Below are 15,035 nucleotides of genomic sequence, written 5' to 3'. Positions count from 1 at the left end.
GTCCCGGAACGTCCTTGCCGCTCCCGGTTCCCTTCAGCTTGTATGGCGCCTGTGAACGAGCGACTGCACTCCGTACTCGCCCAGCGCGGCATCCCACCCGAATCCCTCGCCGAAGTCTGCGAGGTAGACCCCAAGACGGTGAGCCGATGGCTCGGCGGACGTGTTCCCCACGCCCGCCACCGCTTCCGCGTCGCCCGGCACCTGCGGGTGGAGGAACTGTTCCTCTGGCCGGCACCGGAACGCTCAGCCCTACAGCAAGCCGCCGGGTCGGAGCAGGAGCTCGTCACGACCTACCAGAACCGAGCGAGCGTCCCACGGGACACATGGCTGTCGCTGCTCAAAGGCGCGCAGGAGCAGATCAGCGTCCTCGTCTTCTCCGGCACCTTCTTCGCCCAGTCCAACCCCCACGTCGCCAAGATGCTCGCCGAGCGCGCGTCGGACGGGGTGCGAGTGCGGCTCTGCTTCGGCGACTCGAACGGCCAGGCAGCAGCCATCCGGGGCCGGGAGGAGGGCATCGGCGACACCCTCGCCGCCAAGATCCGCGCCTCCCTCACCTACTACCGGCCCTTACTCTCCGAGGCAGGCTGCGAGGTAAGACTGCACGACACCACGCTCTACACCTCCATGTTCCGCTACGACAACAACCTCCTGGCCAACCCGCACGTCTGGGGCCAACCGGCCAGCGCCAACCCCATCCTGCATCTCCGCAGAGCTGACACCTCAGGCTGGTTCGACAACTACGCTCAGAGTTTCGAAGCTGTCTGGGCCACCGCACGGCCCTGGACACCCGACCAGGAGGGGCCCGCGTCACATGGGCAGGACTGAGTACTACAACGACCCCAAGGCCCCCAAGGCGAACACGCTCATCCCCGCCAACAACCTCCTCGTCGTCGACGAAAACGGCGCCATACTCCTCCAACGCCGCCGGGACACCGGCCAGTGGGCCCTGCCGGGCGGCGCGCAGGACATCGGCGAGACAGCAGCCCAGTGCGCCGTGCGCGAGTGCCTGGAAGAGACCGGAATCATCGCCGAAGTCACGGGTTTCCTGGGGGTCTACACGAACCCGAACCACATCGTGGCCTACACCGACGGCGAGATCCGCCAGCAGTACGAGAACACCTACATCGGCCGCCCCGTGAGCGGCGAGCCCACCATCAACGACGAAGCCGACGGCGTCCGCTACGTCCAGCCCAACGACCTGGACGACTACGACATCCACCCCAGCATGCGCCAGCAGATCGGCGACTACCTCGCCGGCACGTACCCCTACCTGGGCTGAGCCGCCAACGCCGCCTCCACCCGGCTCACGGCCGCCAGGATGTCCGGCGACGCCCGACGGATGAACCGCCCCACGAGGCTGTCCGTGCCGTAACGCTCCATGATCTCTGCCAGCCGATCCTCGGCAGACGTGCTCTCCCCGCTGGGCGTCGTCGTCATGTCGCAATACACCAAGGCATCCACGAGCCGGTGGTCGTCGAGCAGCGGAAATTCGGCTTCCAGATCGCCCCGCAACCCGCGCTGCTCAGCCTCCAGCAACGCGAACGAGTGGTTCGCCACCAGCCGCACCAACCGCTCATCCGCAGCGTGGTCGTCACGAAGGAACCGGGCACCATCGAGCGGATGGAAGCCGGTTACGGCCAAGCGTGGTGCGTATCCCACATCGTGCAAGACGGCTGCGGAGAACAGAAGCTCCTCCTCGCCGTCCACCAGCTCAGCCACATCGGCCGCGCGCTGCGCGGCTCCTAGCGAGTGCGCCCACCGGTGAGGCAGCGGCCCGCTCAACTCAGCCTCAGCCACTGAACACGCCCACTTCGCCATCGCCCCGTCCACGCTCGGTACGTGCCCATTGGCGAGCTTGGTCAGTCCCACCGGATAGATCCGGCACCGTGCAATCCAGCCGGTGCTCTCAAGCCGGTGACCTATGCGCCGCCCGTCAGCAGCTCGGCCGGTGACTCATCCGCATCCGCGCGCATGCATCGACCTGAAGATCAAGTGCTGAATCCTTCCCCAACGGAACACCGGGTCACCGCAGTCAGCTGGCCTGCCTGGACGGGCGAGCGCATGTCGTAGTCGGGCTGGTCACCGCTAAACAAGTCCCGTCCGGCTCAGCAGACGCCTTCTCGACCACGCGCCCGAAGACTGCAGTCATTCGACGGTCGAATCCCTGGCCTCTGAAGTGGCCAAAAATGGCCGCTCGTCCGCGCCGGTGTGTTCTTGCACGCGAGACAACGGGTCGTTTGGTAGCGGAGCCGGACTTGGTGAATGCCGCACCTACTCCCGGCCTGCAGGGAAACTTTCATAAGTGAAGATCGAATTCAGTGCAGCCCGCCTGCACAAGAAACGGCTGATTTACACAGCAGCGGAGAGGAAGTATGAGGTCGGAGCGCTCTTTCAATCGGAGAGGAGTTCAAATTTGACTCATAAGCGCCCCCAAAAGGGCAGCCCCACCACGCAAAAGTCCAGGATTCAATTGACGCCGTTTCACGTCCATGTGTTTTATTGCGCCTGAGTAAACGCCGCAGAAGGCGGTACCGGTAGCGAGAGGTGGGAGAACTGTGCCCAAGAACATGGTCACACGTCTGCGTGGAGCGTTAGTCGCCGTAGTAAGCGTTGTGCTCGCAGTCGGAATCACGTCGACTGCGCAGGCGCAGACGGCGACGATCACGGCTCTGACTAACTGGAAGGTGTATTCTACGCACTTCGGTCCCAACGGAGAGGACGCACCCCTCCGTTACGGGCGTGGCGATGTGGCGGGTTCAGCGGGCTTCGGAAAGCTCCATATCGAAGATAAACACGCACGGCTTACTATTCCATCTGTGGATGCTAGTGGAGGAACGTGTCACTACAGGAGCGCTACGAGGAGTACCTCAAGGAATTTGAACTCGACGCCAGGCAAGGGATCATTGATTCCCTAGCTTCGGAAGGATATGGGGCCCTCAACTCGCTGAAATTCAGCGAGGATGATCAGGGAGTATCGGCAGAGGCCGAAGTGCAGTTGCGGGGCATCGCTGCTCCATGGATCTTTCGCCGTAGAATCATTCTTCCAGATGGTCCTCTCGATAAATCATGGCTGGCATCAACCCTGTTCAGCACCGCCATGATCGAGGATCTAGACACGCGAGCCTGGCCACCAGCCACTGAATGACCTTGTCAGGAGCGCAACAGAAAGAGTCGGGTGCCGCTCAGGTAGGCGGCGCCGGACATCGACACCCGCCTCCAAGCACCACAGGGGGCGGGTGGTCGCTCTTTCGTAGCGGTCCGCCAGTAGTCAGACGCGGCTGACCCACCGTGGCTGGACTATCTCGCCTTCGCTTGGCGGGTGATGAGATTGCATGCCAGGAGGCGGGCCTCGTCGTGGACCAGAACGCTCTTGAAAGCTATCGCCCCTCATCAGAGCAGTGGAACGCGGTGTCCATCCGGGCCGACGGAACCGTAATAGTGATCCGTCTCCGGGACGGGTGACCAGCAGCCAACGGCAACTGTCGATCGGTTCTGGTAGCGCCTGCTCGGGGGGGCAAGCAAAGCCGCAGCGGGGCTGGCCAAGAGGTGGCCGTGTCGACGGGGCGGCCTCGGTGCTCCTGTCCTGATGGTCTCAGTTCCGGTCGGGAAAGCGTGTTGGGTCGTGATGTCGTCGCTCAGCCCGGATGCGTGAGCGATGCGTGAGCGGACGTGCCAGCACGGCGCGCTCAGATCTGGACTGGACGGCAAGGGCGAGTCGCTGACCAGGGCTTTCTAGGATCCCCGAAGTGCCCAACGGAAGTCCCGACAGGACTCTGCCGGGACTTTTAATCCGTTGGTTGTGGGTTCGAGTCCCACACGGCCTACCGACAGCGGGTGGAGGGGTGTGACCCTCCGACCTGCGGCTCAGCGCCTCGACCCGCCTCGGCGGGCCGGGGCGCTTCGTCGTACCGGGCCTGCCGTGTGACCGGGACGGTCCGGCAGGCGGGTGCGGAGCTCGCTCTCGGCTGTGCCCCCACACGGGGTAGGTTACCCCTGGGGGTATGCGATGGGAGTGGTGATGGAGCTTGATCTGGCGGGTGCGGAACTGAAGGCGGTCCTGAACCGGCTGCGCCGGGCGCAGGGGCAGATCTCCGGGGTGATCCGGATGATCGAGGAGGGCCGGGACTGCGAGGAGGTCGTCACGCAGCTGGCGGCGGCTTCCCGGGCGCTGGACCGGGCCGGGTTCGCGATCATCGCCACCGGACTCCAGCAGTGCCTGACCGATACGGGGGACGGCGGCCGCAGCGCGGAGGACCGGGACGAGATGCGCGGTCGGCTGGAGAAGCTGTTCCTGTCGCTGGCCTGAGCCGCCGCGCCTGATCCGCCGGGTGGTGAGGGCGGCCGGTCTCACACGGCCACGTCGACGAGCATCACGGCTGCTGCCGCGCGCCGCCGGCCGCCGGCCGGGACCGGAACACCCGGACCAGGAGCGCGAGCGCGGAGAGCGCGAAGAGTACGGCGGAGACCAGCAGCCAGCGGCCGAGGAAGACGTCGTCCGGGAGCGTGGTGTAGGCGGTGAAGCGGTCCCCCTGCCGCAGGATCAGCGGGAAGTACGTCAGGAACAGCAGCCCCGAGAGGAAAGCGGGGACGCGGACGTAGTTGACGAGGGTCCCCGCCGGGCGGGCCGCACCCTCGGCGGTGACGGGTGGCCTGCGGCCGTCGACCAGGGTCCGGGCGGCGCCGTCGGCCAGGGAGTAGAGCGGCACCAGGACCAGGTCGTGGAGGAGGGCCGCGCCCACGAACCAGAGGACGACCTTCCACGGCTCCTGGCCGCTCAGGAGCCGGATGCCCGCGTAGCCGGTCAGGGCGAACGACGCGAGGACCAGGAGCAGATGGAGGGGTGAGGCGCCGTAGCGCGCCTTGAACCGCTTCACGCGTCGCCTCCGAACGTCAGCGTGGTGACCCACTTGGTGTTGTGCACACCCGGGTTGGCGGGGACGATCACCCGCGCCGGATATCCGTGGTCGGGGGAGAGGTCCGCGCCGTTCACCCGCAGGGCGAGCAGCGAGCGCGCGTCGCGGACCTGGTTGTCGCGCAGGGTGGTGGAGCGGAACGACCCGCTGCGCTGGGCCGATTGCACGAACACGTCAGGGGCCCGGTCGTCGAAGCCGACGAGGGCGGCGAGGTCCCGGAGCCGTACGCCGCTCCAGAGCTGGTCCTCGGTGGACCAGCCCTCCACGCAGGCGATGGGGAGCGCGGCGGTGTGCTGGGGCAGCGCCAGCACCTGCTCACGGGTGAGGACACGCTCCCGGTCCGGGCCGCGTACCACCAGGCGCCATGCCGGGCCGACGTCACGGGCCCGGATGCCCACGCCGGCCGCGGTCTTGTTGACCTGGAAGCCGTTGGGGCCGGGTCCCGGGTCCTGGCCGCGCGGTGCCAGCAGTGCGGTGGCACGCCAGGCGCCGCCGATGCTCTGGCCGGCGGTCATCGCGAACAGCAGCAGCGAACCGGCTCCGACCATGGTGAGCGCCCCGCGCCGGGAGATCGTGGCCGTGCCGGGCTCCGGGGAGGCGAGCCCCGTCGGGTCGGACACCACCGCCGTGGACCCGCCGGGCGCGTCACCGCCGGGAGCCTCCCCGCCGGGTGCCCGCCGCTTCCCCGTGCCGCGTTCGCCGGAGCGGAGTTCGCCGGAGCGGAGGGTGCGGAGCATGAAAGGGATCCGCAGGACCACATGGACCACGAACGCACCGATGAACACCCAGGCGCCGTAGAAGTGCAGGGTGTAGAAGGAGCCCGGGAAGAGGTAGTCGAGCTGGATGTTGAGCAGGCCGGTCGCGAACTCGAAGAGCACACCGCCCACGAGCAGCAGCAGGGAGAGGCGTTCGAGGGCGTGGGCCGCCGACTTCACCGGCGGCCAGGTGAAGAGCCGGGGGACGACCGACCAGAGCTTCGCCAGCAGTACGGGGATGAGCACGATGCCGAGCGTCACGTGCACGCCCTGGTCGAGGCGGTACAGCCAGTGCGGATCGGTCGGCCAGGGGAACAGGTAGAAGCCGAGCCACCCACGGTCCGGCGTCTTGTCGTTGCCCCCGAGGTCCGGGTTGTACGCGGCGTACGAGAGAAGGCCCGTGACGAACATCAGCGGGATGCCGACGAGCAGGACGGCGCCGAGTGCCGAGGTCAGCCAGGGGCCCCGCAGCGGGCTGCGCCAGAACCCGGGGCGGGTCGGGCCGGCCGGAGGCCCCTCACGCAGCAGGCCGGCGATCCCCGGCCGGGTACCGCCGGCCTGCCGGAGGGTGGAGCCGGTCCGCCGGGCGTCCGGGCCGGGTGCCCGGTCTCCGCGACCGGTGGAACCCGGCCCGCTGTCGTGTTCGTCGTTCATCGGTCCCCTCGCTCTGTGGCGAAACGGTGGGAAACAACAGGAACACGGATGATTTCGTCGGCCGACGGGCAGGGAGCGTGTCGTCCCGGGCCGTCACCCCGCAGGTAGCCCGATACGCCCGCCTGCCGGGTCCGTACGGGGCGGGGCAGACCCAGGCCGACTTCGGGCCGGATCCTGCCAGGCTGCCGACCCGGCCCGAAGCGCCGGGAGCAGGGCACCGTCATGCGCCCTCCTCCACGCCTTCTTCGGAGCCGCGGGCGTCCCGGATGGGCTTGGCGGAAGGATGCGGTGATTCTTCACCTGATCAGGTGAAGAAACACCCGCCGGGGTGACATCCGGCCTTGAGCTTCGCGCCGAGTTCGGTCAGGTGCGGCCGTCGTCCGCGCGCCGCGCGCCGCGCGCCGCGCGCCGGCTCGGGCATCCGGGTCGGGCCGTCCGCGGAGTGGTGGGCAGTGGGGAGCCGCCGGGTAGGCATGCGTCATGACGCGCCATCAAGTGTTCGATACACGCATATCGCTGTCCGGATAACGATCGGATTACCGGACCAGCTAATTCCGGTATTACTCCTCGTCATGTGATCCGCGTCACTAAAGATTCCGTAAAGAGCATGGTAGACATGCCCAACTCCGCACACGGTCCCGCTCGGCCGTGGCAGGGAGTGACCGGCCCCGGCCGGTAGCCGGACCAGGGTGCCGGTGGGACAGGTCCGCGGCGGCGCCGCGCGACCGGGTCACCGAAGGACAACGGCGTCGCCCACACCCGACCATCGACCGGCAGTGTCCCCACGTGCCGGTCCTGCGCCATCGAGGTAGGAAATCGTGTCACTCGAGTCCATGACCGAATCCATCGACGACGGGGTCAGCGGGTTCTTCGAACCCATCGCCAAGTGGCTCGGCGAAGTCGTCTTCTACGCCGTCCCGGTCGGCGGCACCGATCTGCCGCTGATCGTGGCCTGGCTCGTCGTGGCGGGCCTCGTGTTCTCCGCGTGGTTCGGCCTCGTGCAGTTCCGCAAGTTCCGGCTCGCGGTGTCCGTCGTGCGCGGGAAGTACGACGACAAGGACTCCGCGGGCGAGGTCAACCACTTCCAGGCCCTGACCGCCGCCGTCTCCGGGACCGTCGGTCTCGGCAACATCGCGGGTGTCGCCGTCGCCGTCTCCATCGGCGGTCCCGGCGCCACGTTCTGGATGGTCCTGTGCGGACTGCTCGGGATGGCGACCAAGTTCGTCGAGGTGACCCTCGGTGTGAAGTACCGCGAGGTGCACGCCGACGGAACGGTCTCCGGCGGGCCGATGCACTACCTGCCCAAGGGACTGGCGGACCGTTTCGGCGCGAAGGGCGGGAGCCTGGGCAAGGTCCTCGCCGTCCTGGCGTCGATCATGATCCTCTTCTTCGGTCTCTTCGGCGGCAACCTCTTCCAGGTCAACCAGTCCTACGCGCAGCTGGTCTCCGTCACCGGCGGCGAGGACGGCGCCGTCGGCTCCTCCGCCGGGGCGCTGTTCTTCGGCATCCTGGTCGCCGCCCTGGTCGGTGTCGTCCTGCTCGGCGGCATCCGTTCGATCGCCTCGGTGACCAGCCGTCTGGTGCCCGCCATGGCGATCATCTACGTCGTCGCCTGCCTGGTCGTCATCCTGGTGAACGTCGCTCAGGTCCCTGCGGCGGTCTCCGAGATCATCGAGGGCGCCTTCGCCCCCGAGGGCGTCGCGGGCGGTGTCCTCGGCGCGCTGATCATCGGTTTCAAGCGTGCCGCGTTCTCCAACGAGGCCGGTCTCGGGTCCGCGCCGATCGCCCACTCCGCGGTCAGGACCAAGCACCCCGCCAGTGAGGGCCTCGTCGCCCTGCTGGAGCCGTTCATCGACACCGTGGTCATCTGCACCATGACGGCGCTGACCATCGTCATCGCCAACCCGGCCAGCTGGGCCGAGGCCCGCGCCGGTGAGTCCATCGGCGGGGTGACGATCACCTCGGACGCCTTCGAGACCGTGCTGCCCTGGTTCCCCTACATCCTCACCGTCGCCGTGATGCTGTTCGCCATCTCGACGGTGCTCACCTGGGGGTACTACGGCCTGAAGGCGTGGACGTACCTCTTCGGCCGCAGCAGCACCAGCGAGACCGTCTACAAGGCCCTCTACACGCTGTTCGCGGTCGCGGGCTCGCTGCTCACCCTGCAGACCCTGATCGACATGGCCGACGCGGTGCTGTTCACCCTGGCCGTCATCAACATCATCGGGCTCTACCTGCTCGCCCCGGTGGTCAAGCGGGAGCTCGACCGCTTCCTCACCTACGTCCGTGCGCGTGACGCGGGCCAGGAGATCTCCGGGGACCCCGAGGGCCCCGAGGGCCGGGAATCGGTCGGCACGACCGTGTGACCGACCGTGGCCCGCACCGGCGGGCCGGGGAAGTGGGGCGCACCCGGAAGGGGGCGCCCCACTTCCGTGCGTACGGACAGGCCCTCAGGGGCGGGGCCAGGGGCGGCCGCCGAGGCGCTCGATGTCCGTGTTGAATCGGCGCAGATAGCCGGCGAAGGCGGAGATGTCCTCGTCGGACCAGTCGGTCATGACCCGCTCCAGTGAGGCGACCGTGCCCTCGCGTTCCGTGTCGAGGGCCTTGGCGCCCTCCTCGGTGATGCGGAACTTGCGGGCCATGCCCCCGTCCGGATCGGGGATGCGCTCCACGAGGCCCGCCCGCATGACCGCGGCGGTCTGCCGGTTGAGGGTGGACGCGTCGAGATCGAAGGCCTCGCTGAGCTCGCCGACCGACATCGGGCCCTGGACGCGGATGCGGCTGAGCAGGATGTACGCGCTGCGCTCCAGGACGCCGTCAGCGCGGCGGCCCTTTCTGTGGTTCAGCAGGCCGTGGCGGCTGAGCAGCATCTGCTCGTACTCGACCTCGTGCGTTGCCCTGGTCATCCTCGGGCACCTCCTGCTTCCTGCCGGGCGAGGCCGGTGTCGTCGTGCGGGCTGGATTCATCGTAAGTTTACGAAGATGTGCATAGGCCACACGATGTGTATGGTGCAATAAAAGTGCACGATGCCAGTAAGTCCCTCCGAGAGACAAGCCGAGGACACCGAGACATGGACGCCACCAAGCCCACAGCCGGAGCGGGCGGTGTGATCACGACGCTGGCCCTCGCCGGCACCGTCGCGGCGATCATGCAGACGCTCGTGACCCCGCTCATCGCGGAGCTGCCCCGGATCCTCGACACCTCGTCGTCGAACGCCGCCTGGGTGGTCACCGTCACCCTCCTGGTCGCCGGGGTCTGCGTGCCGGTCACCGGCCGGCTCGGCGACCTCCTCGGCAAGCGCCGGATGCTGCTGGCCTGCTCGGTCCCGCTGGTCATCGGTTCCGTGATCTGCGCGCTGGCCTCCTCCGTGGTGCCGATGATCGTCGGCCGGGGTCTCCAGGGCATGGGCATGGGCATGGTGCCGCTCGGTATCGCGCTGCTGCGCGATGTGGTGCCCGCCGAGAAGCTCAGCGGTTCGATCGCCCTCGTCAGCGCCTCCATGGGCATCGGCGGCGCGCTCGGCCTGCCGATCTCCGCGGCCGTCGCCGAATACACCAGCTGGCGCGTGCTGTTCTGGGGATCCGCGGTCCTCGCACTCATGATCGCCGTGCTCATCTGGATCTTCGTTCCTGACGTCCCGGCCGGAGCGAAGGGGCAGCGCTTCGACGCGCCCGGTGCGATCGGGCTCGCCATCGGACTCGTCTCCCTCCTCCTGGCGATCTCCAAGGGCGCCGACTGGGGCTGGGGATCGGGTACGACCCTCGGCCTGTTCGCCGTGGCGGTCCTGTCCCTCGGCGCCTGGGGGTTCTACGAGCTGCGCACCCGCGACCCGCTCGTCGACCTCCGCACCACGGCCCGTCCGCGGGTGCTGCTGACCAACGTCTCGTCGATCCTGGTCGGCGTGGGCATGTACTCCTTCATGCTGATCGCCCCGCAGCTGCTCCAGTTCCCCGAGACCACGGGGTACGGACTCGGGCAGTCGATGCTGGCCGCGGGCCTGTGGATCGCCCCCGGCGGCGTGATGATGATGATCGTCTCCCCGCTCGGCGGGAAGCTGATCAACGCACGCGGCCCGAAGATCGCCCTGGTTCTCGGGGCGCTGGTGATCTCCGCCGGGTACGGCCTCTCCCTGTTCCTCATGGGATCCGCCTGGGGGCTGATGATCGTCGGTATCGTCATCAACAGTGGTGTCGGCCTCGCCTACGGTGCGATGCCCGCCCTGATCATGAGCTCGGTCCCGCTCTCGGAGACCGCCGCGGCCAACGGTTTCAACACCTTGATGCGCTCGCTGGGTACGACGATCGGATCCGCCGTCATCGGTGTGGTGCTGGCGCAGATGACCACCACCCTGGGCGGCTTCTCGTTCGCCTCCGAGGACGGATTCCGGGTCGGTCTCATGATCGGCTGCGGCGTCGCCCTGGTGGCCGCCGCGGTCGCCTCGTTCATCCCGGGCCTGGCCCGTCCTTCCGCCGGCGGCGAGGGCGGGAAGACCGGTCCCGGAGTGGCCGACAAGGTCTCCGTCGAGGCCTGACGCCGACCTGAGGAGCGCCCCGTCCGGTTCGCCGGGCGGGGCGCTTCCGCGTGCCCGGGGTCCGGGAACTCGTAGCTGCAAGGGCATTGACCCCGGCGATGGGCCGACTTACGTTCTTGGCGTTGCCCTTCGTATGTCATATATGAGACGCGATATGAGAGCCGAGCGCCGTATGCAGCCAGCCATGAGTCCTCCTCCCCGCGGCCTCGCGCGCCGTGGGAGACGCTGACAGCCGCGCCGCGCCCGCGCGGGCCCGTAGCCGCCCATCCCGGCTCAGGCCCGGGCCTGCCCGTTCCGCCTCCTGGGGCGCCCGTGGGCGACTGCAAGCGCTTTCTATCGTCCGGGACCCGGAAGCCCCGAAGCCCCGATCCCTTCAAATCAAATCCCTGAACCATGCCGCTCGCTCGGCCGCACGCTGCGCCGCCCCGGTGTCCGGCGACCGTCCGCGAGCACTCGGAGAAGAGAGCCGACCATGACCAAGCCCCGAACCCGCCGACTTGCCGCCGCCGTTTCCCTGGTCTCCGCCCTGTCCCTGACCGCCGCCTGCGGTGACGACGGCAGCGGCATGACCGGAGCCCAGGGGGCGGAGGGCTCCGGCACCGGGAAGATCGTGTTCTGGGACGAGAACGGCGGTGTCCGTACGGCGATCTGGAAGGAGATCATCGCCGACTTCGAGAAGGCGAATCCGGACATCGACGTGCAGTACGTGGGCATCGCCTCGACCGAGGCCCAGTCCAAGTACGACACCGCGATCCAGGGCGGGGGCCTCCCGGACGTCGGCGGTGTGGGGGCCGCGATGGTCGCCGGGATCACCGCACAGGACGCCCTGGAGCCGCTGGACGACCGGATCGCCGACAGCTCACTCAAGGGCAAGCTCAACGAGGCGATGCTGGAGAACGTGAAGAGCGCCGCCGGCCGGGACGAGACGTACACGGTGCCGATCTCCGCCACCAACGGCGTCCTCTACTACCGCACGGACCTGTTCGAGAAGGCCGGGCTGGGTGAGCCGGACACCTGGGACGAGTTCTACGAGGCCGCGGCGAAGCTGACGGACAAGCGGAAGAACTCCTTCGGCTACACCATCCGGGGTGGCCCGGGTTCGATCGCCCAGGCGCTGGACGCGATGTACGGGCAGTCGGGCATCGACTCGTTCTGGGACGAGTCGGGGACGCACACGACGGTCGACGACCCGAAGAACGTCGCGGCCCTGGAGAAGTACGCCGGCCTGTACAAGAAGGTCACCCCGGAGGCCGATCTCAACAACGACTTCACCAAGATGGTCGCCCAGTTCGACTCCGGCTCCATCGCCATGCTCAACCACAACCTGGGCTCGTACCAGGACCATGTGAGCTCGCTCGGCGCCGACAAGTTCCGGGGGATACCCCAGCCCGAACTGGCCGACGGTACGCGGGTGATGGTCTCCAACCCGGTCTCGGGTCTCGGTCTGCTGAAGTCGTCCGAGAACAAGGCGGCGGCGTGGAAGTTCATCGAGTTCGCCGCCTCGCACGCCTCGAACTCCAAGTTCAGCGAGTCCGCGGGGCTGATCCCGGCCAACAAGGAGGCCGCCGAGGACCCCTGGCTCGACAAGGCGGAGACCACCAAGCTCGGTGCCGAGGCGCTGTTCTCCGGCGACACCAAGATCGTCCAGCTCCCCTACTACCTGCCGGACTGGAACACCCTGTCGAAGGCCGACAGCGAGGCGGGGTTCCAGAAGGTGCTGCTCGGCAAGACGAGCGCGAAGGACTTCCTGGACACGTTCGCCGGGAAGCTCGACGAGGCCCAGGCGGAGTGGAAGGAACAGCAGGGCTGACGAAGGGCCTCCTGTCTCCGGGGAGCCCGGGGACAGGAGGCTGGCGCTCCGGCCGCGGTCCCGTCAGTCCAGGCCCTCTTCCCGCAGTTCGTACATGAGGAGGAAGGCGCGGTAGGTCTCCGCGGGCACCTCCTGGCAGACGTCCGGACGCTCGGTCATCGTCGACGTGTTGTCGAGGGCCCGCCGGCAGGCCGCCTCGGTCTCGGCCTCGGACGGGCGGTTCGCGAGGTAGGCGGCGATCAGCAGACCCACCGCGAGGACGATCACGCCGATACGGATTCGCATGGCCTTCCAACGAGCGGGTGCCCGGGGCGGTCACCCGAACGCCCCGGTGGCGCCCGTCATTCGGGTTCGTCGGCCGCCGGAGGGAGGTCGGGCTCGATGAACAGACCCGAGTACTGCGGTGTCGGCAGAGGGGCGGCCACACCGCGGTCGGCGGCCGGGGGCGCGGTGTCGGCGGGGCGCCGGGTCGTGCGGGCGGGCAGGTCGGTCATCTCGGGTGTCCTGTACGTAGGTGTGTGTGAGAGCCCCGGGCCCGAGCCGTCACATGATCACCGGACGGGTCCCGACCGGCAGGGCCACGAAGTGCCACCACCGGTGCCGCTCCGCTCCGGGGGCGTCCGGATCATCGTGCGGTGCACGCAGACTGTAACCCTCCCGGCACGGCTTTCCCTCGGAATTGGCGGCCCGGATCCACGGTCAGCGTGCCGCCGCGGGCTCGATGTTCTGGTTTGCGTGGAAGAGGTTGTGCGGGTCGTACGCCCGCTTGACCTCCGCGAGGCGGTCGTAGTGGCCGCGGTAGGTGGCCCGGACCCGGCCCTGGGGCTCGCCCGCGCCGAGGAAGTTCACGTAGGCGCCGCCCATCGAATGCGGGTGCAGGGCCTCCCAGTAGCCGACCGCCCAGTCCCGTATCGCCCCGGCGTTCGCGGGGTCGGGGTCGATGCCCGCGATCACCCCGGACCAGGCGGCGTCGCGATAGGCCCAGGCGGTGTCGTCGGGACCGACACGGCCCGCGGCCCCGTCGACCGGGTACAGGTGCATGGTCGACAGTCCGGTGGGGAGCTTCTCGGCGAACTCGGTGTGCACGTCGACCGCGTCGTCGGTGATCCGGTCGAAGAAGTCCCCGCGCCAGTACCACTGGAGACCGGCCGGCATGAGCTCGTCGAACATCGACTGGAGTGCGGGGTACGGCATCGGGGCGGTGAAGTGGAAGGCGGGCGGCCCCGGTTCGTGCACCACGGCGAGACTCTCCTCCAGGGCGGCCGGATCCCCGGTCGAGGACCAGACGACGCCGCACATCTTCTGTCCGTGGATCTCCTCGGGGAAGGGCGGCGCGGGCGGCACGCAGAGCGAGGCGAAGAAGCCGTACAGGTCGTCGGGTGCCTGCGGCAGGAAGTCGCGGTACCAGCGCAGCACGTCCGGGAAGAGCTCCAGGGGCCAGACGGTGGCTCCGGCGCCCACCATGTCCACCGGGTGCAGCTCGAAGTCGAAGGACGTGACGATGCCGAAGTTGCCGCCGCCGCCCCGCAGGGCCCAGAACAGGTCGGGGTTCTCGGTCGGGTTGGCGGCCACGAAGCTGCCGTCGGCCAGGACCACGTCGGCGGAGACCAGGTTGTCCACCGTGAGTCCGTACTTGCGGGTCAGGTAGCCGTGTCCGCCCCCGAGGGTGAGGCCCCCGATGCCCGTCGTCGACATGATGCCCGCCGGGGTGGCGAGGCCGAAGGCGTGGGTGGCGTGGTCGAAGTCCCCCAGCGTCGCGCCGCCGTCCGCCTGGGCGGTCTGGATCGCGGGATCGACCCGCACGCCCCGCATGGGGGAGAGGTCGATCGTCACGGCGTCGTCGGCGAGGCAGAGCCCCGGCCCGCTGTGCCCGCCTCCCCGTACCGCCACGTCCAGGCCGTGTTCACGGACGAAGTCCACGGCCGCCATGACGTCCGCGATGTCGCGGCACTCGACCACGGCGGCGGGCTTCTTGTCGATCATGGCGTTGTACACCGTGCGCGCCTGCCCGTATCCCGGATCGCCGGGACCGACGACCGGGCCGCGCAGCGTGGTTCTCATGGTCTCGAGCAGGGTGGCGTCCATGATCTCTCCCGGGTCGTGTGCTTCGGCCGGCCGCACGCCACCCAGGACCGTCCAGGCGGACGACGCTCTGTCGAAGACACTCCCCCGGGCATGCGCGCCCGGCCTGTTCCGGTTCCCTCGCACGGGTACGCCAGAGCGGGCGCGGCCGTGGAGCCGGCGCCGGAACTCCCGCACCGCCCGTGGGCGGGCGAACGCCGAAAGGCTTGCCCTTCAAGCGTCACGCCCGTCCGGTGGGCGCGCAATCGCGGGAGCCGGCCCGGCCGCCACCGGTCCGGGCACGCCGCCG

The 15,035-nt window shown here is 68.7% G+C and carries 14 protein-coding genes; 7 read left to right on the top strand and 7 right to left on the bottom strand.

Going from position 1 to position 15,035, the window contains the following annotated elements; genetic code table 11:
• Positions 1 to 51: 51 nt before the first annotated feature.
• Entirely contained in the window at positions 52 to 825 is a 774-nt protein-coding gene (locus ACGFNN_RS34365) for an XRE family transcriptional regulator (protein WP_393561862.1), read from the top strand.
• Positions 812 to 1,279: an NUDIX hydrolase gene (locus ACGFNN_RS34360; RefSeq protein ID WP_393561861.1), complete on the top strand. Its 468-nt coding sequence runs from the start codon at positions 812 to 814 to the stop codon at positions 1,277 to 1,279. Before ACGFNN_RS34365 ends, ACGFNN_RS34360 begins: the two co-directional genes overlap by 14 nt.
• On the opposite strand, the gene ACGFNN_RS34355 is transcribed toward ACGFNN_RS34360, so the two are convergent.
• Complete coding sequence (locus tag ACGFNN_RS34355; protein ID WP_393561887.1) at positions 1,267 to 1,818, bottom strand: HD domain-containing protein; 552 nt, start codon at positions 1,816 to 1,818, stop codon at positions 1,267 to 1,269. The genes ACGFNN_RS34360 and ACGFNN_RS34355 overlap by 13 nt on opposite strands.
• 1,018 nt (positions 1,819 to 2,836) lie before the next feature.
• On the opposite strand from ACGFNN_RS34355, the gene ACGFNN_RS34350 reads away from it, so the two are divergent.
• Together ACGFNN_RS34350 and ACGFNN_RS34345 are read left to right on the top strand one after the other, a co-directional pair.
• Positions 2,837 to 3,145: a hypothetical protein gene (locus tag ACGFNN_RS34350; protein ID WP_393561860.1), complete on the top strand. Its 309-nt coding sequence runs from the start codon at positions 2,837 to 2,839 to the stop codon at positions 3,143 to 3,145.
• Positions 3,146 to 4,018: 873 nt separating this feature from the next.
• Complete coding sequence (locus tag ACGFNN_RS34345; RefSeq protein WP_393561859.1) at positions 4,019 to 4,306, top strand: metal-sensitive transcriptional regulator; 288 nt, start codon at positions 4,019 to 4,021, stop codon at positions 4,304 to 4,306.
• A gap of 64 nt (positions 4,307 to 4,370) precedes the next feature.
• Here ACGFNN_RS34345 and ACGFNN_RS34340 read toward each other — a convergent pair whose 3' ends face one another.
• Both ACGFNN_RS34340 and ACGFNN_RS34335 read right to left on the bottom strand, forming a co-directional pair.
• The gene (locus ACGFNN_RS34340) at positions 4,371 to 4,874 is read right to left on the bottom strand and encodes a hypothetical protein (RefSeq protein WP_393561858.1); all 504 of its coding nucleotides are present in this window, start codon (positions 4,872 to 4,874) and stop codon (positions 4,371 to 4,373) included.
• Positions 4,871 to 6,322 (bottom strand): molybdopterin-dependent oxidoreductase, encoded by a 1,452-nt coding sequence (locus ACGFNN_RS34335; protein ID WP_393561857.1) that lies wholly within the window; start codon positions 6,320 to 6,322, stop codon positions 4,871 to 4,873. Before ACGFNN_RS34335 ends, ACGFNN_RS34340 begins: the two co-directional genes overlap by 4 nt.
• Positions 6,323 to 7,140: 818 nt before the next feature.
• Here ACGFNN_RS34335 and ACGFNN_RS34330 point away from each other — a divergent pair.
• Positions 7,141 to 8,688, top strand: coding sequence for an alanine/glycine:cation symporter family protein (locus ACGFNN_RS34330; RefSeq protein ID WP_393561856.1), 1,548 nt, complete (start codon positions 7,141 to 7,143; stop codon positions 8,686 to 8,688).
• An 84-nt stretch (positions 8,689 to 8,772) separates the two neighbouring features.
• Here ACGFNN_RS34330 and ACGFNN_RS34325 read toward each other — a convergent pair whose 3' ends face one another.
• Complete coding sequence (locus tag ACGFNN_RS34325; RefSeq protein ID WP_393561855.1) at positions 8,773 to 9,228, bottom strand: MarR family winged helix-turn-helix transcriptional regulator; 456 nt, start codon at positions 9,226 to 9,228, stop codon at positions 8,773 to 8,775.
• A gap of 165 nt (positions 9,229 to 9,393) precedes the next feature.
• Between ACGFNN_RS34325 and ACGFNN_RS34320 the strand changes: the two genes are divergently transcribed.
• Positions 9,394 to 10,854, top strand: coding sequence for an MFS transporter (locus ACGFNN_RS34320; protein WP_393561854.1), 1,461 nt, complete (start codon positions 9,394 to 9,396; stop codon positions 10,852 to 10,854).
• A 472-nt stretch (positions 10,855 to 11,326) separates the two neighbouring features.
• Positions 11,327 to 12,664 (top strand): ABC transporter substrate-binding protein, encoded by a 1,338-nt coding sequence (locus ACGFNN_RS34315; RefSeq protein WP_393561853.1) that lies wholly within the window; start codon positions 11,327 to 11,329, stop codon positions 12,662 to 12,664.
• 63 nt (positions 12,665 to 12,727) lie between these two features.
• On the opposite strand, the gene ACGFNN_RS34310 is transcribed toward ACGFNN_RS34315, so the two are convergent.
• The 3 genes from ACGFNN_RS34310 to ACGFNN_RS34300 form a co-directional block, all read right to left on the bottom strand.
• Positions 12,728 to 12,949 (bottom strand): hypothetical protein, encoded by a 222-nt coding sequence (locus ACGFNN_RS34310; RefSeq protein ID WP_362671341.1) that lies wholly within the window; start codon positions 12,947 to 12,949, stop codon positions 12,728 to 12,730.
• Positions 12,950 to 13,005: 56 nt separating this feature from the next.
• Positions 13,006 to 13,158 (bottom strand): hypothetical protein, encoded by a 153-nt coding sequence (locus tag ACGFNN_RS34305; RefSeq protein WP_393561852.1) that lies wholly within the window; start codon positions 13,156 to 13,158, stop codon positions 13,006 to 13,008.
• A 205-nt stretch (positions 13,159 to 13,363) separates the two neighbouring features.
• Positions 13,364 to 14,749 (bottom strand): FAD-binding oxidoreductase, encoded by a 1,386-nt coding sequence (locus ACGFNN_RS34300; protein WP_393561851.1) that lies wholly within the window; start codon positions 14,747 to 14,749, stop codon positions 13,364 to 13,366.
• Positions 14,750 to 15,035: the final 286 nt, after the last annotated feature.

The sequence above is a fragment of the Streptomyces sp. NPDC048590 genome (genome assembly GCF_043199535.1).
Classification (GTDB): Bacteria; Actinomycetota; Actinomycetes; order Streptomycetales; family Streptomycetaceae; genus Streptomyces.
This window is presented reverse-complemented; position numbering and strand designations above follow the sequence as displayed.